Below are 16,851 nucleotides of genomic sequence, written 5' to 3' on the forward strand. Positions count from 1 at the left end.
GTCGAATGTCCGTCCGGGAGCCCGTGGAGGGCAAAACCTATAGATACCAGCTTAAGGTCACTACCGGAAAAGCCCGCTACCGGTATGTGTATGCCGGAACCGGCGCTTCAGCAGCGGCTCCAGCCCGGCACATCGCTACCGCCGCGTCCGGGCCCGCCACGGGCGAGCGCCGGGTGTGTTCCACGGCAGAGTTGCCACCACTATGGCCAGCAGCGTGAGCAGCGTCCCCAGCACGGTGGCCGCCACAACGACGGAGCCGGGCGCCGGGAACACGAGGTCCAGCAGGAGGGAACCGATCAGCTGGCCGCCGATAAGGCCCAGGCTGGTCAGCAGCACACCCAGGCTGCGCACCAGCAACGCACCCACGCCGATGAAGACACAGCCCAGCGGCCCGCCCAGATAGAGCCACCACTCGGTGGGCAGCGGGTTGCCCAGCCCGGAGACCGCTACTTTGATGCCCCAGAGCACGGCCAGCAGGACGGTGCCGGAGATGAAGTTCACCAAGGTGGCGGTGATGGGCGTGCCGTAGTGCATTCCGGTGGTGCCGTTCATGGCCTGCTGGAAACTCATCAGCATGCCGGCGGTCAGGGGCAGCAGCACCGGCAGCAGCCATTCGGAGGGATCTCCCCCGGCACCCAGTTTCGGACTGACGGCCCATGCCACGGCGGCAATGGTCAGCACCGCGCCCACCACCCGCATGATGGTCAGCGCCTTCTTGCCGGCCGGGCCGATCCCGAGCCGGTCCACCACGAGTCCGGTCAGGGTCTGTCCGGCCACGGTGGCCACCGTAAACACGGCCACGCCGAGGACTGCCACGGTCAGGGTCTGGGACAGGACGAAATAGCCGCCGATCATGCCGGCGAGCACGTAGTAGCGCGGGAAGCGCCGTTCCCGCAGCGCGGGAATCAGCTGGCCTGCTCCGGCACGGCCGCGCGGCAGGGCAGCACTGATCACCGCCATCACCACCAGTCCGACGACAAAGCTGATGAGGGCGGCACCCAGGCCGTCGCCGAGGCGTTCGCCCAGGGCGCCGTTGACACGGGCCTGGGAGGGAATGGCGACACCGGCAAGCAGGGACAGGGGCAGACCGATCAGCGGGGACATCCGCACAGCATTTGGCACCCGATTACCCTACCGCTGTGTCCCGCCGTCGCCCGCGTCGCCATGCCGCAGCCGGCGCACCGGCGCCGGACGGGAGGAATGCAGCGCCGGACGGCAGGGGTGCTGCGCCCGGCGGCAGCCGATGTCGGGCAGAATGGAGGCATGAGTTCTACCGAGGCCCAAGACCTGCCCATCCGCGACGAAATGATCCGCCTGGGCCAACTGCTCAAGCTCGCCAACCTGGCCGAGGACGGTATCCACGCCAAACAGCTCATCGAAGACGGGCTGGTGAAGGTCAACGGTGAGATTGAAGAGCGCCGCGGCCGCCAGCTGCACGCCGGGGACGAAGTCTCCGTGAACGGCGAGACCGTCCGGATTATCCGCGAGGGCTGACGCGCCGCGCGGACCCTTCGGTCAGGCCGCGTCCCGCAGCACCGTGTGCGCCAGGAACTCCTTCACATGGCCCAGTTCCTGCATGTTGATGCCGTGGCCCATGTTTGAGTAGAGAATCTTGGTCAGTGCCGTGTGGCCGTTGAGCCAGGCATGTGTGTATTCGATCCGCTGCGGATCAATGACCGGGTCAGCCTGGTCCCGGCCCCAGAAGAACGGCACCTTGTGCTGCGCCAGTTCCTCGTCATGGAAAAAGGGGTTGTCCTGGGACGGCACCACAAAGCCGGAGAGCCCGACGACGGCGGCGAAGTCCCGCGGGCGGTGCCGCATGAGGGTGGTGGCCACGGCCATACCCATGGAAAAGCCCAGCAGACTGACACTGGAATGGACGCCGCTGACGCCGTCGAGCCAGGCCGAGACATCCGCGACGGAGTCCACCACGGATTCCACGCTGTACTCGGCGTCGCTCATCAGCGGGAACCAGGTGTATCCCGGTCCCATGGCCTGCGGAGCGCGCATCGAGGCGATGGTGAAGTCCCCCGGCAGGTAATCGGCCAAACCCATGAGGTCTTCTTCGTTGGCCAGATACCCGTGGAACAGCACAAGGAGCGGGGTGCCGGCACGTTCGGCTTCGGGCTTGGACCAGAGGACAACGGGATTCGGTTCAGTCATTCCCTTATTCTGGCATTTCCAGCCCCGCCGGCCGGAATGCCCAACTTACGGTCGCGTAGCCCTCACCCCGTTTGCGAGTATTGACCGGTGAGTACAAAATCGACACCGCATACCACGACTCTCCCGGCCGAAACGTCCGCACCGGATGTCCCTCCTCATCCTTGGAACCGGTTCGTGGCACTGGGAGATTCCTTCACGGAGGGCATCGGCGATCCGAACCCTGACAGCCCCGGCGGGAACCGCGGCTGGGCGGACCGCGTGGCTGAGGAACTCGCCGCCGGCCACCCGGATTTCGCCTACGCCAACCTGGCTATCCGCGGCCGGCTGCTCAACCAGATCATCGACGAGCAGTTGGAACCGGCACTGTCCCTCAAACCGGACCTCATCACCATCTGCGCCGGGGGCAATGACGTCATCCGGCCCGGCGGGGATCCGGACAAGCTCGCCGAACGCATGGACGGCGCCATCGCCCGGCTGCGCGGCACCGGGGCCACCGTGGTGCTGTTCACCGGCCCGGATCTGGGCAGCACTCCGGTGATCGGCAGCGTGCGCGGACGGGTTGCCATTTACAACGAGAACCTGCGCACGGTGGCCGCCCGGCATGATGCGGTGATTGCCGATATGTGGGCTCTTCGTGAACTGAGCGAGGCACAGATGTGGGCACCTGACCGGCTGCACTTCTCGCCGCTGGGACATCACACCGTTGCCGCCATGGTGCTGGATACACTCAACGTGCCGCATTCGCTGCAGCCGCTGGAGAACAAACCGCTGCCGCCCAAGAACTGGCGAACGGCCCGGTCCGAGGACCTGGTCTGGGCCCGCGAGTTCCTGTTCCCGTGGGTGGTCCGCCGGGTACGGCATAAGTCTTCCGGTGACGGCATTTCAGCCAAGCGGCCGGAAGCCGGGCCCATGTTCGGTGCCCCCATGCCTTTGGGCTCCCACACGGAGGATTAACCCCGCGGCGCCGGGTCCGGCCGCCGAATGCCGCGGCGGTGCCCGCCCCGCCGGCCCAGCCGGAACCCGCCCCAGAATGCGGCGGCCAGCAGGCCCGCAATCACCAGCAGGTAGCCCAGCTGCATTTTGCCGGTGAGCATCAGCAGGCTCCCCGGTCCGGGGGCCGGCTCCAGCGTGCCTTCCTGCAGCGGAGCGTAGGAGAACCAGCCGAAGGACTCCGTGGTGCCGGTCGCCGCCAGCACGGCTCCGGCCACCACCAGCACACCGGCCGCCAGCGGAACCACCAATGCCCTAAGGATCCGCACTGCCCGGCTCGGGCCGCGGTTGGGCGCATCCGCTGTTTCACTCATGGCGCCAAGGCTAACCCGCCCGCGCCTGATTCACGTTTACTTCTCCGCCTGCTCTATCAGGTTCGCCAGATGGAACGCCCAGCCTTCACGGTGTGCCTCGGACAGTTCGGGCCCGGATCTCAGCCCGGAGAACCCGCTTTCGGTGACGGCGATGTCCGTCGCCAGCCCGCCGTCGTCGTCGGCCGGCATCAGTTCAAAGCTCACTACGGTGTGCGCTTCCCAGTCGGGGGCCGTCCAGCGGAAGGAGAGCAGCTTCTCCGGGGCCACGGCCAGGACGGTCCCGCGGGCAACGTGTTCCACGCCGTCCTCCATCCAGCGCTCGTGAAGCGGGGCGCCGGGATGGGGTGCGAAATCCATGTCCGGCCACCAGGCGGCACGGTTATCCACGAGCGTGTGCCAGAGTTCCTGCGGCGAACACCGGGCACGTCCGGATAGGTGAATGCGGTCTGTCATGGGAAGAGTTTTCGCCCGGGCGGGGCCGGTTGGCAAGAGGAGTTCCGGTGACGTGCGCCCGCGGCTGGGATTGCCGCGGGCGGTCCCGCACCTACCTTCGTTTCCGCTAGGCGAAGAACGCTGCCCGCAGCGGGCCGGCGATCTCGCGCACGCTGGTCAGGAAACCGTCGTGCCCGATCGGCGCACGGATCAGATGCACCTGTGTCCCCCGCGGCAGTGCCGCCGCGAGGTCCGCGGACTGCTGCGGAAAGTAGAGGCGGTCCGACTCCACCGCAGCCACAAAGAACTCGGCCGTTGTCCGCGCCAGTGCCTGGCGCAGCGACCCGCGTCCGCGGGCGACGTCGTGCCCCATCAGGGCCTCGGTCAGGACCAGGTAGGTGTTGGCATCGAAACGGCCCACCAGCTTGTCGGCCTGGTGGTCGAGGTAGCTTTCGACGGCGTATCGGCCCCGTTCCGCGGGCAGGACCGCCCCGAAGGGATCCTCGTGCTCCTGCGGGCTGCGACCGAACCGGTATTCCAGCTCCGGTTCGGACCGGTAGGTGATGTGGGCTATCCGCCGGGCCAGGCCCAGACCGGCCAGCGGCGGGGTGCCGTTGTAGTAGTCACCCCCGCTGAAGTCCGGATCCAGCCGGATGGCTGCAACCTGGGCCTGGGCAAAGGCAATCTGCTCGGCAGTGCTGGCCGGGGTCGCCGCAATCACGGCGCACCGCTGCACCCGGTCCGGTTCGGTGGCTGCCCATTCCAGGGCCCGCGCCCCGCCCAGGGAACCGCCCAGCACGGCGTGCCAGGCGGGGATGCCCAGGTGGTCGGCCAGCCGTGCCTCGGCGCGCACGGCGTCGCGGATGGTGACCAGCGGGAACCGCGAACCCCAGGGCAGGCCCTGCGGGTCCAGTGAGGACGGGCCGGTGGAACCGTAGCAGCCGCCGATCATGTTCGCCGCCACCACAAAGAAGCGGTTCGTATCCACGGTCCGCCCCGGCCCTACCAGTTCATCCCACCAGCCGGGCTCCTCCGTGTGCCCGCGGGCCACATGGGTGCTTCCGGTGAGGGCATGGGCCACGAACACGGCGTTGCTCGCGTCCGCGTTCAGCTCACCCCACGTCTCATAACCGAGGACGACGTCGGGCAGGTAGCCGCCGGTTTCCAGTTTCAGTCCGCCGATGGAGGCGAACCGCAGCACCCCGTCCACGGCGGTGGCGGGGTGCTGCGGTGCAGAGTGCCGGATAGTCACGATGCGGCTACGCGCCCTTGGCGGCCCGGAAGCCGGCCTCGAGATCCGCGAGGATGTCGGCAATGTGCTCAATGCCCACGGACAGGCGCACAAGCCCGGGGCTGACACCGGCGGCGAGCTGCGCTTCGGCACCGAGCTGGCTGTGCGTGGTGGAGGCCGGATGGATCACCAGCGAGCGAACATCGCCCACGTTGGCCACATGGGAATGCAGCTCCAGCCCGTCCACGAAGCGCTTGCCCGCTTCCACTCCCCCGGCGATTTCGAAGGACACAATGGCCCCGGTTCCGCGCGGGCCGTACTTGCGTCCGCGTTCGAACCACGGGCTCGACTCCAGGCCGGCGTACGCAACGGAAAGGACGTCGTCGTGCGCTTCGAGCCAGGTGGCGACCTCGACGGCGTTGGCTACGTGCCGCTCCACCCGCAGGCTCAGGGTTTCCAGGCCCTGGGCGATGAGGAATGCGTTGAACGGGGAGACTGCCGAGCCGAGGTCGCGCAGCAGTTGCACCCGTGCCTTCAGGATGTAGGCCAGATTGGCACCCAGCGGGCTTCCGACGCCCAGGTCGCGGGCGTAGACCAGGCCGTTGTAGCTCTCATCGGGGGTGTTGAAGCCGGGGAACTTCTCCGGGTCCGCGGCGAAGTCGAAGTTGCCCGAGTCCACGATCACCCCGGCAATGGAGGTGCCGTGTCCGCCAAGGTACTTGGTGGCCGAATGCACCACAATGTCCGCGCCCCACTCAATCGGCCGGATCAGGTACGGCGTCGAGAGCGTGTTGTCCACGATCAGGGGAACGCCGGCGTCGTGGGCGACGGCGCTGATCCCTTCCAGATCCAGCACGTCCTGGCGGGGGTTGGAGACCACTTCGCCGAAGAAGGCCTTGGTGTTGGGCTGGACCGCGGCGCGCCACTGCTCCAGGTCATCCGGGTCCTGCACGAAGGTGGTGTCGATGCCGAACTTCTTCAGCGTGTGCTTCAACAGGTTGTACGTTCCGCCGTACAGGCTCGGGCTGGCCACAATGTGGTCGCCGGCCTGCGCCACGTTGAGCAGTGCGAAGGTTTCGGCGGCCTGTCCCGAGGCCAGCAGGAGTGCGCCGACGCCGCCCTCCAGGGAAGCGATCCGGTTCTCCACGGCTTCCTGCGTGGGGTTGCCGATCCGGGTGTAGATGGGTTCCAGTTCGGCCAGGGCAAACCGGTTTGCGGCTGCCTCCGCGCTGGGAAAAACAAAGGACGATGTCTGGAAGATGGGCAGGGCGCGGGCGCCGGTAACGGCGTCGGGCTCCTGTCCTACGTGGATCTGACGGGTTTCAAATGACCAATCTGCACTCATGATGCTCCCTCATGCCAGGGGCCGCACACTGCCTCCGCGGGAACATCCGGGTACGCCGGATGTCCGGTGGGGTTTGTGGGACCCGCGCTTGCCGGACGCCCGTTTGGCGTACGGCCAGGTCTTCACCCGGGGCACCCCACCGCGGTTGGAGGGTTGCCGGCCAGCAAGCCGGGGCTATCTGCTGGCACTCATGACCTGCACCCATAAAAACTGATCCCCGCAAGATGCGCAACCTTCGTGACTTTTCGTGAAAAACCCGCGGGCCGTGGATGTGGATTTCGTGTCCTCAGGCAACGGATTTCCTTCTTAGGCTTCCCTTAGTCGAGACGGGCATCACAACGTGCCACAATGAGCCGCATGCGCTTGGACCATGTTTCTTATGCCTGTGAATCCGACGGTCTTTTGGCCACCACCGAGAGAATCGCTGCTGCTCTCGGAGCCGACTTCGTAAAGGGTGGTGTCCACCCCCGATTCGGTACCCGCAATATGATCCTGCCCCTGGCAAACAACCAGTATGTGGAAGTTGTCGAGGTGCTCAACCACCCTGCCTCGGACAAGGCTCCCTTCGGCCAGGCCGTCCGCCAGCGCTCCGAATGCGGCGGCGGCTGGATGGGCTGGTGCGTAGCGGTCGATGACCTCTCGCCGTTCGAAGAACGCCTTGGCCGTCCCTCTGTGCCGGGCAACCGCAAGTTCCCCGATGGCCAGGAACTGACCTGGCGCCAGATCGGCATCAACGGGCTGATTGCCGACCCGCAGGTGCCCTACCTGCTGCGCTGGGATGACGGCAGCGAGGCCCTGCACCCCTCCAACGCCCTGCCCGGGATGCCCGGCTCGGTAAAGCTGAAGTCGCTGACCATCGCCGGTTCGGCTGCACGGGTCACTGACTGGCTGGGCCACCCGGTGGAGGCACCGCTGGACGGCGTCGACGTCACCTGGATCGCTCCCGCCGGGACACCGGGCATCATGTCCGTCACCTTCGACACCGCCAACGGTCCGGTGGAGATCTAGCTCCGGGGTTTTTGACCGGTTTGGGTTTTTGCTGCCGGTTGGGGTTTTTTCGACCGGTTCGGGATTTTTCTACCGGTTAGAACCGGCCGGAACGCCGCTAACCGGTCGAATTCCCACGCCAGCGACAGTTGTCCACCCTGCGCCGGCGACCGTTGTCCACCCCGCGCCGGCGACCGTTGTCCACCCTGCGCCAGCGTCCGTTGTCCACATCCGGTTGCGCCACGCTGACGGGTGGCCTGCTGCTGCCGTAGGCCTGTGGCGCATGGCATTGTTTTTCGCTGCCGACGGCGCCTCCGACCCGGGTAAACCGCTGGCACGGCGCTGTGCCGCAGGGGAACTGGTACGGGTTCGGCGCGGCGTGTATGTTTCCGCTGCTGAATGGAACACGCTGCCGCGATGGGAGCGGGACCGGCTGCGTATCACCGCGGCCGTAGAAACGGGGAGCGGGTCCCGGGTGCTCGTGCAGCAATCTGCGGCCGTGATGTGGGGCATTCCCGTCATCGGCGTGCCCGCGGAGATACTTCTGCTCAGCTCTTCCGCCACGGGCGGGCGGCGCCGCGGTGACCTGAGATGGACCGAGCGGAAGCTCTTGGACTCCGTGGCTCAGTGGGACGGAATCGCCCTCACCTCACGGGCCCAGACGGTTATCGATATGGCTGCCTATCTTCCCTTCCGGCAAGCCGTCCCTGCCATGGACCATGTACTGCGCCCGGACCCGGCCAGAGGATTGGCACCCCTCAGCAAGGAGAATCTATACGCCGTTGCGGAGGGGCTGCCTGACCGGGCCAAGCACCGGAGGGCGGTACGGGTTATTGATTTTGCTGACGCACGCGCGGAGTCCCCGGGCGAATCCCTGTCACGCGCTGTGCTTCACCACTATGGATTTACTGCCCCGGAGCTTCAGCAGGACTTCCATTCTGCCGGTGGACGCTTCCTTGGCCGTACGGATTTCTATTGGCATGAGCCGGGGATTGTGGGGGAATTTGACGGCGCGGTGAAATATGGCCGGGGCGCCGCGGGGTCCGTTGCAGGCACGGCCCCGACGTGGGAAACACTCACCCGGGAAAAACGTCGTGAGGACGCGATCCGGGCAACCGGCGTGGGTTTTGTCCGCTGGTCCTGGGCCGACCTCACCGGCTCACCCCAGAATCCTGACGGTTTGGTCCAAAGGCTCGTCCGCGCGGGGGTCCCCAGAAACCGGCGCCGCTGATTCTGCGTCCGGTTCAGAGTTCTTCGACCGGTTTACGCGTTTTCGGCCCCTCCTAACCGGTCGAAGAAGTGCAAACCGGTCGATTCTCCCAGTGCGCAGCGGCAAACCGGTCGATTCTCCCGGTGCGCAGCGGAAAACCGGTCGCTTATCCCCCGGCAGCGCGGATCAGCCGGGCGTTGACCTCCCGCAGCACCCCGGCGTCGATCTTCAGCACCGCCCGGTCATAGGTGAGCAGCCCATTGACCTCGTCCTCGACGTCGGTGAGCTGGGTATAGACGGTCGCCGCGAGGCCGCGCGCCACGGCCGGTTCGATCTGCCGGGTATGCAGCCGGCGGTAGGCACGCTGCAGTGCCTGCCGGGTCTTATAGCTCCGGTACCCGAATTCCTTGGCATTGAACGTGTGTCCGGGGATGCGCAGGCTGTAGCCGCCGTACTCGGACAGGACGACGGCGCGTTCCCCGCGGAGCCAGCTCTTCCGCAGCCGGAACGGAAGAAAGTAGACGTGCACGCTTTTCAGGTCGCCGCCGCCCTGGTCATGCCAGCCGCTGGCATGGTCGATGCTGCGGGTGGGATCCAGCCCACGCAGCTCCGCCGTGACCGCGTTCGCGTCGAACTGGCCCCAGGCTTCGTTGAACGGGACCCAGACGGCCAGGCTGACAGTGTTGCGGAGCAGCTCGACGGTTTCGCGCATCTCCGCCAGGAATTCTTCCCGGCCGGCTTCGTCGTCACGGCCGAAGGCCAAATAGGCATCATCGCGCCGGTGCGTGCCGGCCACGGCCGGAGCGGTGACCACGGAATGCCGGTAGGTGGTGCCGCCGTTGACCAGATCCTGCCACACCAGGATGCCCAGCCGGTCGCAGTGGTAGTACCAGCGCAGCGGTTCGATCTTGATGTGCTTGCGCAGCATGGTGAAGCCCAGGTCCCGTGCCCGTTCAATATCGGAGGCGAGCGCGGCGTCCGACGGCGCGGTGTACAGCCCGTCCGGCCAGTAACCCTGGTCCAGCAGTCCGGCGTGGAAATAGGGCCGCCCGTTGAGCAGCAGCCGCTGCCGTCCGGCGGCGTCCGGACCCATGCCGAAGGTCCGCAGCCCGGTGTAGCTCTGCACCCGGTCCACTTCACGCCCGCCGTCCAACAGCCGCACCTGAACGTCGTAGAGGAACGGGTCCTCCGGGGTCCACAAATGCGGCTGGGGAATCGGAAGGCGCAGCGGAACCCCGGGCACGACGGCGGCGCTCGCCACGGTCTGTCCGGCGGCGGAAACGGTGATCTCGGCGCTCAGATCCGGTCCGCTTGCCGGCGTTCCGGCGATTCCTGCCGCTGCGGAGCTGTTGCCGTCGCCGTCAGCGGGGCCGGTGGCCATGCTGCTCCCGGTTGCACCCGGGTCACTGACCTGCACGGTAACCGTCACCGAGTCCAGATCCGGCACGAGCGCCAACCCGCCAATGGATGTCCGCGGCACCGATTCGAGCCACACGGTCTGCCAGATGCCGGACTGCGCCGTGTACCAGATTCCGCCCCGGTCCAGTTTCTGCTTGCCGCGGCTGTGATAGCCGGTGTCGCTGATGTCCCGGACCCGGACGGTGATCTCCTGTTCCTCCCCCGCCCCGGCCAGGGCGTCAGTGACATCCAGGCTGAACGGCAGGTAGCCGCCGTCGTGCCCGCCCACCGGAACCCCGTTGACGGTGACGGTGCAGCTCTGGTCCACGGCACCGAAGTGCAGCAGCACCCGCTCCCCCGCGAAGCCGTCGGGCAGGGTGATGCTGCGCCGGTACCAGAGAGCCTCGGCGGGCTGAAGCTGACGGCCGACGCCGGAGAGCGGCGCCTCCGGGGAGAACGGCACCAGGATCTGCCCGTCCCACGCCTCCGGCGCCGCCGCCCGGCTGTCGGGCGTGATGGCATACGCCCAGTAGCCGTTGAGGTTCAGATAGCTGTCGCGCACGAGCTGGGGCCGGGGGTATTCCTGCAGCACGGCTGCCGGATCCAGATCTGTTCCCCACGCGGTCATCAGTGTCACAGAGCTGTGTTCTCCTTCTTATCGACGGCCCTGGCGCCAGGGTCCGAACCCGGGGCGGGCGGGTGCAGGATGTTGAGCCGATGCAGTAAATACACCGGGACTATTGTCAGCACGGCTACCCCGGCCGCTGCGAGGAAGATCCACGGGGTGGGGACCTGACGGAGCACCCCGAGATCCAGATAGGTTTCGTTGGCTCCGATGATCACTGCCGAACCGATGAACGGCCCCACCACCATGGGGATCATCACGGCGAAGATCATCCGCAGGCCCTGCACATTACCCGCCCGCCCGGGCGGAGTGAAATCCCGGACCGAAGCCATCACTGCGGCGGTGGACAGCAGGAACCCGGCCATCATGACCGTCCCGGTAAGCATGACCGTCACTTGCCCGCGGGCAAAGAACATACCGGCCGCGCCGAGCACCATCACCCCGGACGCCGGAAGGATGGAGCGGATCTTCCCGACCCGGTCGATCAGCCGCCCGCCCGCCACGCTGGCAACCGATGCCGCCACCAGCACCACAGCCAGGGGCAGCGCGTAATTCTCGATCCGCAGGAAACGCTGCAGGTAGATGATCAGATAGGGCAGGAAGATCTGGGCGGCGGTGCCCAGCACCCCGGCGGCCACCAGCACCAGGTACAGGCCCGGCGATTGCCTCACCGCCGACGGACGCAGCCCGTGGAGAAGGGAACGGACATACCCCTGGGCACGAGGTCCGGCGTCCGCACGCGGGACAGCATCCTGACGCTCGCGGACCAGGAACCAGGACAGCACCCCCACTGCCGCTGTTGTCAGACCGATAATGGCGAAGAACTCCTGCCACATGCCGGCCCGGGTCATCCCGTCGAGGGCACCGAAGACCACCAGCATGGACAGCAACGGCATGATTGAGAGCACCGAATCCACGCGGCCCCGGTTGGACGGCACGGTGGAGTCGGTGACCCAGGCGTTGAACGCGGCGTCATTTGCGCCGGAGCCGAAAAAGGAGAGCAGGCAGTCCAGGGCTACGACGGCGACGACGGTCAGGACCACGGCATCCCTCGCCGGCCCCAGCGCCGCGGCGGCGTCCACGGAGATAAACCCGAACGCGGCGGTGCAGGCACCCCAGAGCACGTAGCCGGTGGCGATGAAAATCCGCCGTCGGCGCAGCCGGTCCGAGGCCGAGCCGATCAGCAGCGAAGCAACCGTGGCGGTCACGGCGCTGGCGGCGACCATCCCCGCCAGCACGGCCGGGTTGTCGGTGACGGTGTTGTAGACGAACACGTTGAGGTACATGTTCTCCACGGTCCAGGCCAGCTGTCCGGTCAGCCCCAGGATCACCAGCGCGGTCCACGTCCGTCCGCCCAGGGCCGCCGTCGGACCGTCCGTTTCCGTGCGGGGGCGAAGCTCTGGCATGGGACTCCTCGTCGGCGGGTTGTGCTGCACCCTACCAGCAGCCCTGCCCGTTGCCCGGAAGGTTCCGCCGCGTCAGTTCCCGATGCCGATGGCCGGGCCAAAGAGGGCAAAGCCAACGAATCCGGTGATGTCCACCAGCGCGTGGGCAATCACCAGCGGCATCACCCGTTTGGTTTTCAGATACACGAAACCGAAGATCAGTCCCATCAGGAAGTTGCCGATCCCGGGACCGATGCCCTGGTACAGGTGGTAGCTGGCACGGATCAGGGCGCTGGTGAGGATGATCGCCGGTGCGCTCCAGCCCAGGTGCCGCAGGCGCAGGAACAGGTAGCCCACCACAATCACTTCTTCGAGCACCGCGTGCCGCAGCGCGGAGAGGATCAGGACCGGCAGCGTCCACCAGTAGGTGTCCAGTGCGGCGGGAACCAACGCCGTCGTGATGCCCAGGGCACGGCCCGCGGCGTAGACGCCCAGGGTCCCGACGCAGATCAGCGCCGCCAGCCCGGCCCCCAGCAGGAAGTCGTGCACGGGCCGGGCGAAGGTGAAGCCGATCCGCCGGAAGGCCGATTTCCCGGGTTCGGTCAGCAGGTACAGGACCAGCGCCACGGGAAGCAGGGAGAAAAAGATGCCCAGCAGCTGGTAGGTGAGGTCGAACCACGGCTGGTCGTCCAGCACCGGGTTCAGCGTGGTGGTCTGGGACCCGAGGGGCGCTTCGGTCGCCTTTTCGATCAGCTCGACGACGGCGTAGACACCGGAGCGGCCCAGGGACAGCCCCAGCACAATCAGGATCTCGAAGACCAGCATTCGGCGGGCCCGGGCATCCGGTTGACCGTCCGTTCCGGCAGTGAAGGCAGCGCGCATGGACTCCATTGTGCCGGACGGCACGGGCCCGAGGACCCCGGTTTACCGGACGGGGCGTCCGGCTTGGAACACCCGCCAGGTCAGCGGCATTCCCGGCCGATAGGCCAGGTGTGCTGCCGAGGGGGCGTTCAGCAGCTGCAGATCCGCGCGGTGCCCGACGGCGAGGGAGCCCACGGCCCGTGCCCCGTCCCGGTCCTGTCCGGTGTGCCGGCGCAGGGACAGGGCGCCGCCGAAGGTCGCCGCGCGGATGGCTTCGGCCACGGTGAGTCCCATCTGCAGCACCGCCGTCGTTACACAGAAATTCATGGAACTCGTATAGGAGGTGCCCGGATTGCAGTTGGAGGCCAACGCGACCGGCACGCCGGCGTCCAGCAGCCGGCGGGCCGGGGCCAGCGGGGCGCGGGTGGACAGGTCGCAGGCCGGCAGGCAGGTCGCCACCGTGCCGGGGGTGCCGGTGCCGGCCGCGCCGTCCCATGCGGTCCAGGTGTCGGCGAGCGCTGCCACGTCGGTGTCGGCGAGGTGGTTGACGTGGTCCACGCTGGCTGCACCGAACTCTGCTGCCAGGGCAGCCCCGGCGCCGGGACCCAGCTGGTTGCCGTGGACCCGCAGTCCCAGCCCGGCCGCCTGTCCGGCGGCCAGGACGCGGCGGGACTGGTCGGCGGTGAAGGCGCCTTCCTCGCAGAACACATCGATCCACTGCACGTAGGGGCGCACGGCCGTGAGCATCGGGCCGCAGACCAGGTCCGTGTACTCCTCGGGGTCGGCGCCGGGCGGAACCAGGTGTGCGCCGAGGAACGTGACCGTGTCCGCCACGGTGGACGCGATCCGCGCGCTGCGTGCCTCCTCATCCACGGTCAGTCCGTATCCGGTCTTGGTTTCCAGATAGGTGGTGCCGCCGGCGGCCGCTTCCGCCGTCCGGGCCAGCAGCAGCCGGGTCAGGTCATAGTCCGAGGCAGCACGGGTGGCTTTTGTGGTCACGGCGATCCCCCCGGCTGCGTAGGGCTCCCCTGCCATCCGGGCCTCGAACTCCGCCCCGCGGTCCCCGGCGAATACCAGATGGGTGTGGGAGTCCACCCAGCCCGGCAGTCCGACCCTGCCGCCGGCGTCGAGTACCTCGTCCGCTGCCGGGGCCTGCGCTGCGGAGCCGATCCAGCTGATCCGCTCGCCCTCGAACACTATGGCGGCATTGCGGAGCACGGGCTCCTCGCGGCGGTAGTCCTGGGTAGTCAGCTCGCCGATGTTGGTAACGAGTTGTGAGGCCGGTATCACGGGCAGGCACGTCCTTGCGGGTCGGGTATCGAATCGACCGACGCCAGGGCGCCGGCCAGCAGGGCTCCCGGATCCCTCAGCACGGCGTGGTGTCCGTTCCGGGCGAGGATCCGCCCCGCAACCACGACTGTACGCACATCGGCAGCCGTGGCCGTCAGCGCCAGCTGCTCCGCCCGGCTGCCGGCGGTGCGGGTCGAGGCCGGGTCCGTCACCATGAGGTCACAGGCGTTTCCGACGGCGAGTCCCGGCACCGGTCTCCCCTGCGCCCTGGCACCGGCGTCGGAGACGGCCCGGTGCAGCAGTGCCGGGGCAAACCTGCCGCGCTCCCCGGAGGCGATCCGCTCCCCGTATTCCAGGGCACGCATCTCCTGCCACGGATCGACGACGGCGTGCTGGTCGGTCCCCAGCGCAATCCGAGCTCCGGCGTCGCGCAGCCGGGCCGCGGGGCCGATGCCGTCCGCCAGGTCCGCCTCCGTGGTGGGGCACAGCACCACGGTGGCTCCGGCCCCGCCGAGGATGCCGATGTCCTGCCCGGTGAGGTGGGTGGCGTGGACCGCCGAGAGCCGTGGGGTGACCAACCCGTATTTGTGCAGCAGCCCGGCGGGGGTCCGGCCGGTAGCGCCCAGGCAGGCCTCGTTCTCCGCCGGCTGCTCCGAGAGGTGGATGTGCAGGGGCAGGTCGGGATCCAGCCCGGCTGCCACCTCGGCCAGTGCCTCCTCCGGCACGCCGCGGACCGAGTGCAGGGCCGCGCCCACGCTGACCTGCGCCGGATCGAACTCGTCGGCCAAGGCCGCCCGCAGCGACGCCAGCCGGAGAAGCCAGTCTTCAACGCCGGCGTCTCCGAAGCGGAGCTGTTCGGCGGACAGGGCCGTGCCGAACCCGCCGGCGAGGTAACAGGTGTCCAGGAGGGTGAGCCGGATGCCGGCGGCGACGGCGGCGCGGGCCAGGGCCCGTTCCATCGCATGCGCCGGGGCGTAGGGGGTTCCGCCGGGGCCGTGGTGGAGATAGTGGAACTCGGCCACCGATGTCCAGCCGGTCACTACCATCTCGGTGAACACCGCTGTGGCGAGCTCCTCGTACAGCGCCGGTGTCAGCGTGGCGGCCGCCGCGTACATCTGCTCCCGCCAGGTCCAGAAGCTGCCCGGGCCGCCGGTGTGCGTGCGTCCGCGCAGGATCCGGTGAAAGGCGTGGGAGTGGGCGTTGGACGCGGCAGGGAAGGCCACCCCGGGCAGCAGCGTGTCACCGTCCCGGGCTGGCGTACCGGTGGCGACGGCGGTGACGTACCCGGCGCCGTCGACCTCCGCCCGCACGCCCGGATAGATCCGCCCGTCCAGCATCGCCTGTTCACACCAGAGCGAGCGCTCCGGGGAAACGTCGGCCCACGCCCCGGCAACTTTGCCGCTCACAGCAGGTCCGCGAGCACGTCGGCCAGGGCTGCGGCGCCTGCCTCAGCGTCAGCGGCCTCCACATACTCCTCCGGTGAATGAGAGATGCCGGTCGGGTTGCGGACAAACAGCATCCCGGCGGGCACATGCCCGGCCAGAATGCCGGCGTCGTGTCCGGCGCCGGTTGCCAGGACCGGTGCCCCGGGCACCGAATGTGCCAGGCTGCGCCGCAGAACGGCATCAAACTCCGTGGTCCCGGTCCACGACTCACGGGACAGCTTCACGGTGCAGCCCTCGAAGGCGGCGATCTTCTGCGCTTTGCCGTGGATGGTTTCCACCAGGCCCAGGACGGCGGCGTCGCTCGGATGCCGGGCATCCAGCCACAGGTCCACACGGGAGGCAATGACGTTGGTGCCGCCGGGTACGGGTGAAATCCGGCCCACGGTGGCCCGGGCGCCGTCGACGTCGGCGTCGGCGGCTGCCTGCTGCACGGCCACAATGATGTGCGCGGCAGCAACCATGGCATCGGCCCGGTCAGCCATTGAGGTGGTGCCCGCGTGGTTGCCCTGCCCGGCAACGCTCAGCCGCCAGCGGCCGTGGCCCAGGACGGAACCGCCGACGGCGACCGCCGGCCCGGCATCGCCCAGTCCCCGGCCCTGCTCCACGTGCAGCTCCACAAAATCGCCGATCCGCGCCAGCGCCTCATCGTCGCGTCCGAGCCGGTCCGGGTCCAGGCCGCGAGCGCGGGCAGCTTCGGCGAAGGTGGTTCCGTCAGCGTCACGCAGGTTCCGGACCTTGTCCGCGTCGATGTCTCCGGTGAGCAGACGGGATCCCAGGCAGGCGACACCAAAACGGGAGCCTTCCTCCTCCGGAAAGACGGCAATGGCCAGGGAGCGGCGGGGCCCGACGCCGCGGGCCCGCAGCAGGTCCACCGCGGCAAGCGCGGACGCGACCCCCAGCGGACCGTCAAAGGCACCCCCGCCGGGCACGGAATCGAGGTGGCTTCCGGTGACCAGAGCACCGGCCTGCGGCGGCCCCCACCAGGCCCACAGAATCCCGTTGCGGTCGGTCTCCACGTCAACGCCGCGGCGCTGCGCCTCGGCGGTGAACCAGCTGCGCAGGTCCAGTTCGGCGGTGGAAAACACCGGCCGGGAGTAGCCCCCGCGCCGCTGGTCACGGCCGGTGTCCTCAATGGCGGCGAGAAGGGATGCAACTCCTGGACGGTCCATGGTGCG

General features: G+C 68.2%; 16 protein-coding genes and 1 riboswitch. Of the genes, 4 read left to right on the plus strand and 12 right to left on the minus strand.

Annotation, left to right across the window (positions count from 1 at the left end):
• Window positions 1-135: 135 nt before the first annotated feature.
• Window positions 136-1,104, minus strand: coding sequence for a DMT family transporter (locus tag AC5RTS_RS07525; RefSeq protein WP_493991556.1), 969 nt, complete (start codon window positions 1,102-1,104; stop codon window positions 136-138).
• Window positions 1,105-1,263: 159 nt separating this feature from the next.
• On the opposite strand from AC5RTS_RS07525, the gene AC5RTS_RS07530 reads away from it, so the two are divergent.
• On the plus strand, window positions 1,264-1,494 hold the full coding sequence (locus tag AC5RTS_RS07530) for an RNA-binding S4 domain-containing protein (protein ID WP_493991439.1): 231 nt from the start codon (window positions 1,264-1,266) through the stop codon (window positions 1,492-1,494).
• A gap of 21 nt (window positions 1,495-1,515) precedes the next feature.
• On the opposite strand, the gene AC5RTS_RS07535 is transcribed toward AC5RTS_RS07530, so the two are convergent.
• Window positions 1,516-2,163 (minus strand): alpha/beta hydrolase, encoded by a 648-nt coding sequence (locus tag AC5RTS_RS07535; protein WP_493991440.1) that lies wholly within the window; start codon window positions 2,161-2,163, stop codon window positions 1,516-1,518.
• Window positions 2,164-2,337: 174 nt separating this feature from the next.
• On the opposite strand from AC5RTS_RS07535, the gene AC5RTS_RS07540 reads away from it, so the two are divergent.
• Window positions 2,338-3,117 carry an SGNH/GDSL hydrolase family protein gene (locus tag AC5RTS_RS07540; RefSeq protein ID WP_493991441.1) on the plus strand — a complete coding sequence of 260 codons (780 nt, stop codon included), beginning with the start codon at window positions 2,338-2,340 and terminating at the stop codon, window positions 3,115-3,117.
• Here the strand turns inward: AC5RTS_RS07540 and AC5RTS_RS07545 are convergent.
• The 4 genes from AC5RTS_RS07545 to AC5RTS_RS07560 form a co-directional block, all read right to left on the minus strand.
• Window positions 3,114-3,467 carry a hypothetical protein gene (locus tag AC5RTS_RS07545; protein WP_493991442.1) on the minus strand — a complete coding sequence of 118 codons (354 nt, stop codon included), beginning with the start codon at window positions 3,465-3,467 and terminating at the stop codon, window positions 3,114-3,116. The two genes, AC5RTS_RS07540 and AC5RTS_RS07545, sit on opposite strands and share 4 nt — an antisense overlap.
• A 36-nt stretch (window positions 3,468-3,503) precedes the next feature.
• Window positions 3,504-3,920: an SRPBCC family protein gene (locus AC5RTS_RS07550; protein ID WP_493991443.1), complete on the minus strand. Its 417-nt coding sequence runs from the start codon at window positions 3,918-3,920 to the stop codon at window positions 3,504-3,506.
• 106 nt (window positions 3,921-4,026) lie between these two features.
• Complete coding sequence (gene metX / locus AC5RTS_RS07555; protein ID WP_493991444.1) at window positions 4,027-5,151, minus strand: homoserine O-acetyltransferase MetX; 1,125 nt, start codon at window positions 5,149-5,151, stop codon at window positions 4,027-4,029.
• 7 nt (window positions 5,152-5,158) lie between these two features.
• On the minus strand, window positions 5,159-6,475 hold the full coding sequence (locus AC5RTS_RS07560) for a bifunctional o-acetylhomoserine/o-acetylserine sulfhydrylase (protein WP_493991445.1): 1,317 nt from the start codon (window positions 6,473-6,475) through the stop codon (window positions 5,159-5,161).
• Between the two features lie 79 nt (window positions 6,476-6,554).
• Window positions 6,555-6,671, minus strand: a riboswitch (SAM riboswitch).
• Window positions 6,672-6,832: 161 nt separating this feature from the next.
• On the opposite strand from AC5RTS_RS07560, the gene AC5RTS_RS07565 reads away from it, so the two are divergent.
• A complete protein-coding gene (locus AC5RTS_RS07565; RefSeq protein WP_493991557.1) occupies window positions 6,833-7,483 on the plus strand; it encodes a VOC family protein in 651 nt (216 codons plus the stop codon).
• A 262-nt stretch (window positions 7,484-7,745) separates the two neighbouring features.
• A complete protein-coding gene (locus AC5RTS_RS07570) occupies window positions 7,746-8,693 on the plus strand; it encodes a hypothetical protein (protein WP_493991446.1) in 948 nt (315 codons plus the stop codon).
• 145 nt (window positions 8,694-8,838) lie between these two features.
• Here AC5RTS_RS07570 and AC5RTS_RS07575 read toward each other — a convergent pair whose 3' ends face one another.
• The 6 genes from AC5RTS_RS07575 to AC5RTS_RS07600 all read right to left on the minus strand — a co-directional run bounded on the left by AC5RTS_RS07575 (window position 8,839) and on the right by AC5RTS_RS07600 (window position 16,845).
• Window positions 8,839-10,698, minus strand: a complete 1,860-nt coding sequence (locus AC5RTS_RS07575) for a glycoside hydrolase family 2 protein (protein ID WP_493991558.1) — start codon at window positions 10,696-10,698, stop codon at window positions 8,839-8,841.
• 5 nt (window positions 10,699-10,703) lie between these two features.
• Window positions 10,704-12,101, minus strand: a complete 1,398-nt coding sequence (locus AC5RTS_RS07580; RefSeq protein WP_493991447.1) for an MFS transporter — start codon at window positions 12,099-12,101, stop codon at window positions 10,704-10,706.
• Window positions 12,102-12,173: 72 nt separating this feature from the next.
• Window positions 12,174-12,962, minus strand: a complete 789-nt coding sequence (locus AC5RTS_RS07585; protein WP_493991448.1) for a CPBP family intramembrane glutamic endopeptidase — start codon at window positions 12,960-12,962, stop codon at window positions 12,174-12,176.
• A gap of 42 nt (window positions 12,963-13,004) precedes the next feature.
• Window positions 13,005-14,231: an imidazolonepropionase gene (hutI, locus tag AC5RTS_RS07590; RefSeq protein ID WP_493991449.1), complete on the minus strand. Its 1,227-nt coding sequence runs from the start codon at window positions 14,229-14,231 to the stop codon at window positions 13,005-13,007.
• Window positions 14,228-15,637 (minus strand): formimidoylglutamate deiminase, encoded by a 1,410-nt coding sequence (locus AC5RTS_RS07595; protein WP_493991450.1) that lies wholly within the window; start codon window positions 15,635-15,637, stop codon window positions 14,228-14,230. The genes hutI and AC5RTS_RS07595 overlap by 4 nt, the downstream gene beginning before the upstream one ends.
• A complete protein-coding gene (locus AC5RTS_RS07600; RefSeq protein WP_493991451.1) occupies window positions 15,634-16,845 on the minus strand; it encodes an allantoate amidohydrolase in 1,212 nt (403 codons plus the stop codon). The genes AC5RTS_RS07595 and AC5RTS_RS07600 overlap by 4 nt, the downstream gene beginning before the upstream one ends.
• Between the last annotated feature and the right edge of the window lie 6 nt (window positions 16,846-16,851).

This window comes from Arthrobacter sp. MDT1-49-2, assembly GCF_059090185.1.

What these genes read in the sequence shown, in the direction of transcription:
- AC5RTS_RS07530 (WP_493991439.1), top strand. Translation starts at nt 1,264, where the DNA reads ATGAGTTCTACCGAGGCCCAAGACCTGCCCATCCGCGACGAAATGATC.
- AC5RTS_RS07535 (WP_493991440.1), bottom strand. Translation starts at nt 2,163, where the DNA reads ATGACTGAACCGAATCCCGTTGTCCTCTGGTCCAAGCCCGAAGCCGAA.
- AC5RTS_RS07575 (WP_493991558.1), bottom strand. Translation starts at nt 10,698, where the DNA reads ATGACCGCGTGGGGAACAGATCTGGATCCGGCAGCCGTGCTGCAGGAA.
- AC5RTS_RS07545 (WP_493991442.1), bottom strand. Translation starts at nt 3,467, where the DNA reads ATGAGTGAAACAGCGGATGCGCCCAACCGCGGCCCGAGCCGGGCAGTG.
- AC5RTS_RS07580 (WP_493991447.1), bottom strand. Translation starts at nt 12,101, where the DNA reads ATGCCAGAGCTTCGCCCCCGCACGGAAACGGACGGTCCGACGGCGGCC.
- AC5RTS_RS07585 (WP_493991448.1), bottom strand. Translation starts at nt 12,962, where the DNA reads ATGCGCGCTGCCTTCACTGCCGGAACGGACGGTCAACCGGATGCCCGG.
- AC5RTS_RS07550 (WP_493991443.1), bottom strand. Translation starts at nt 3,920, where the DNA reads ATGACAGACCGCATTCACCTATCCGGACGTGCCCGGTGTTCGCCGCAG.
- AC5RTS_RS07560 (WP_493991445.1), bottom strand. Translation starts at nt 6,475, where the DNA reads ATGAGTGCAGATTGGTCATTTGAAACCCGTCAGATCCACGTAGGACAG.
- AC5RTS_RS07565 (WP_493991557.1), top strand. Translation starts at nt 6,833, where the DNA reads ATGCGCTTGGACCATGTTTCTTATGCCTGTGAATCCGACGGTCTTTTG.
- AC5RTS_RS07525 (WP_493991556.1), bottom strand. Translation starts at nt 1,104, where the DNA reads ATGTCCCCGCTGATCGGTCTGCCCCTGTCCCTGCTTGCCGGTGTCGCC.
- AC5RTS_RS07600 (WP_493991451.1), bottom strand. Translation starts at nt 16,845, where the DNA reads ATGGACCGTCCAGGAGTTGCATCCCTTCTCGCCGCCATTGAGGACACC.
- AC5RTS_RS07570 (WP_493991446.1), top strand. Translation starts at nt 7,746, where the DNA reads ATGGCATTGTTTTTCGCTGCCGACGGCGCCTCCGACCCGGGTAAACCG.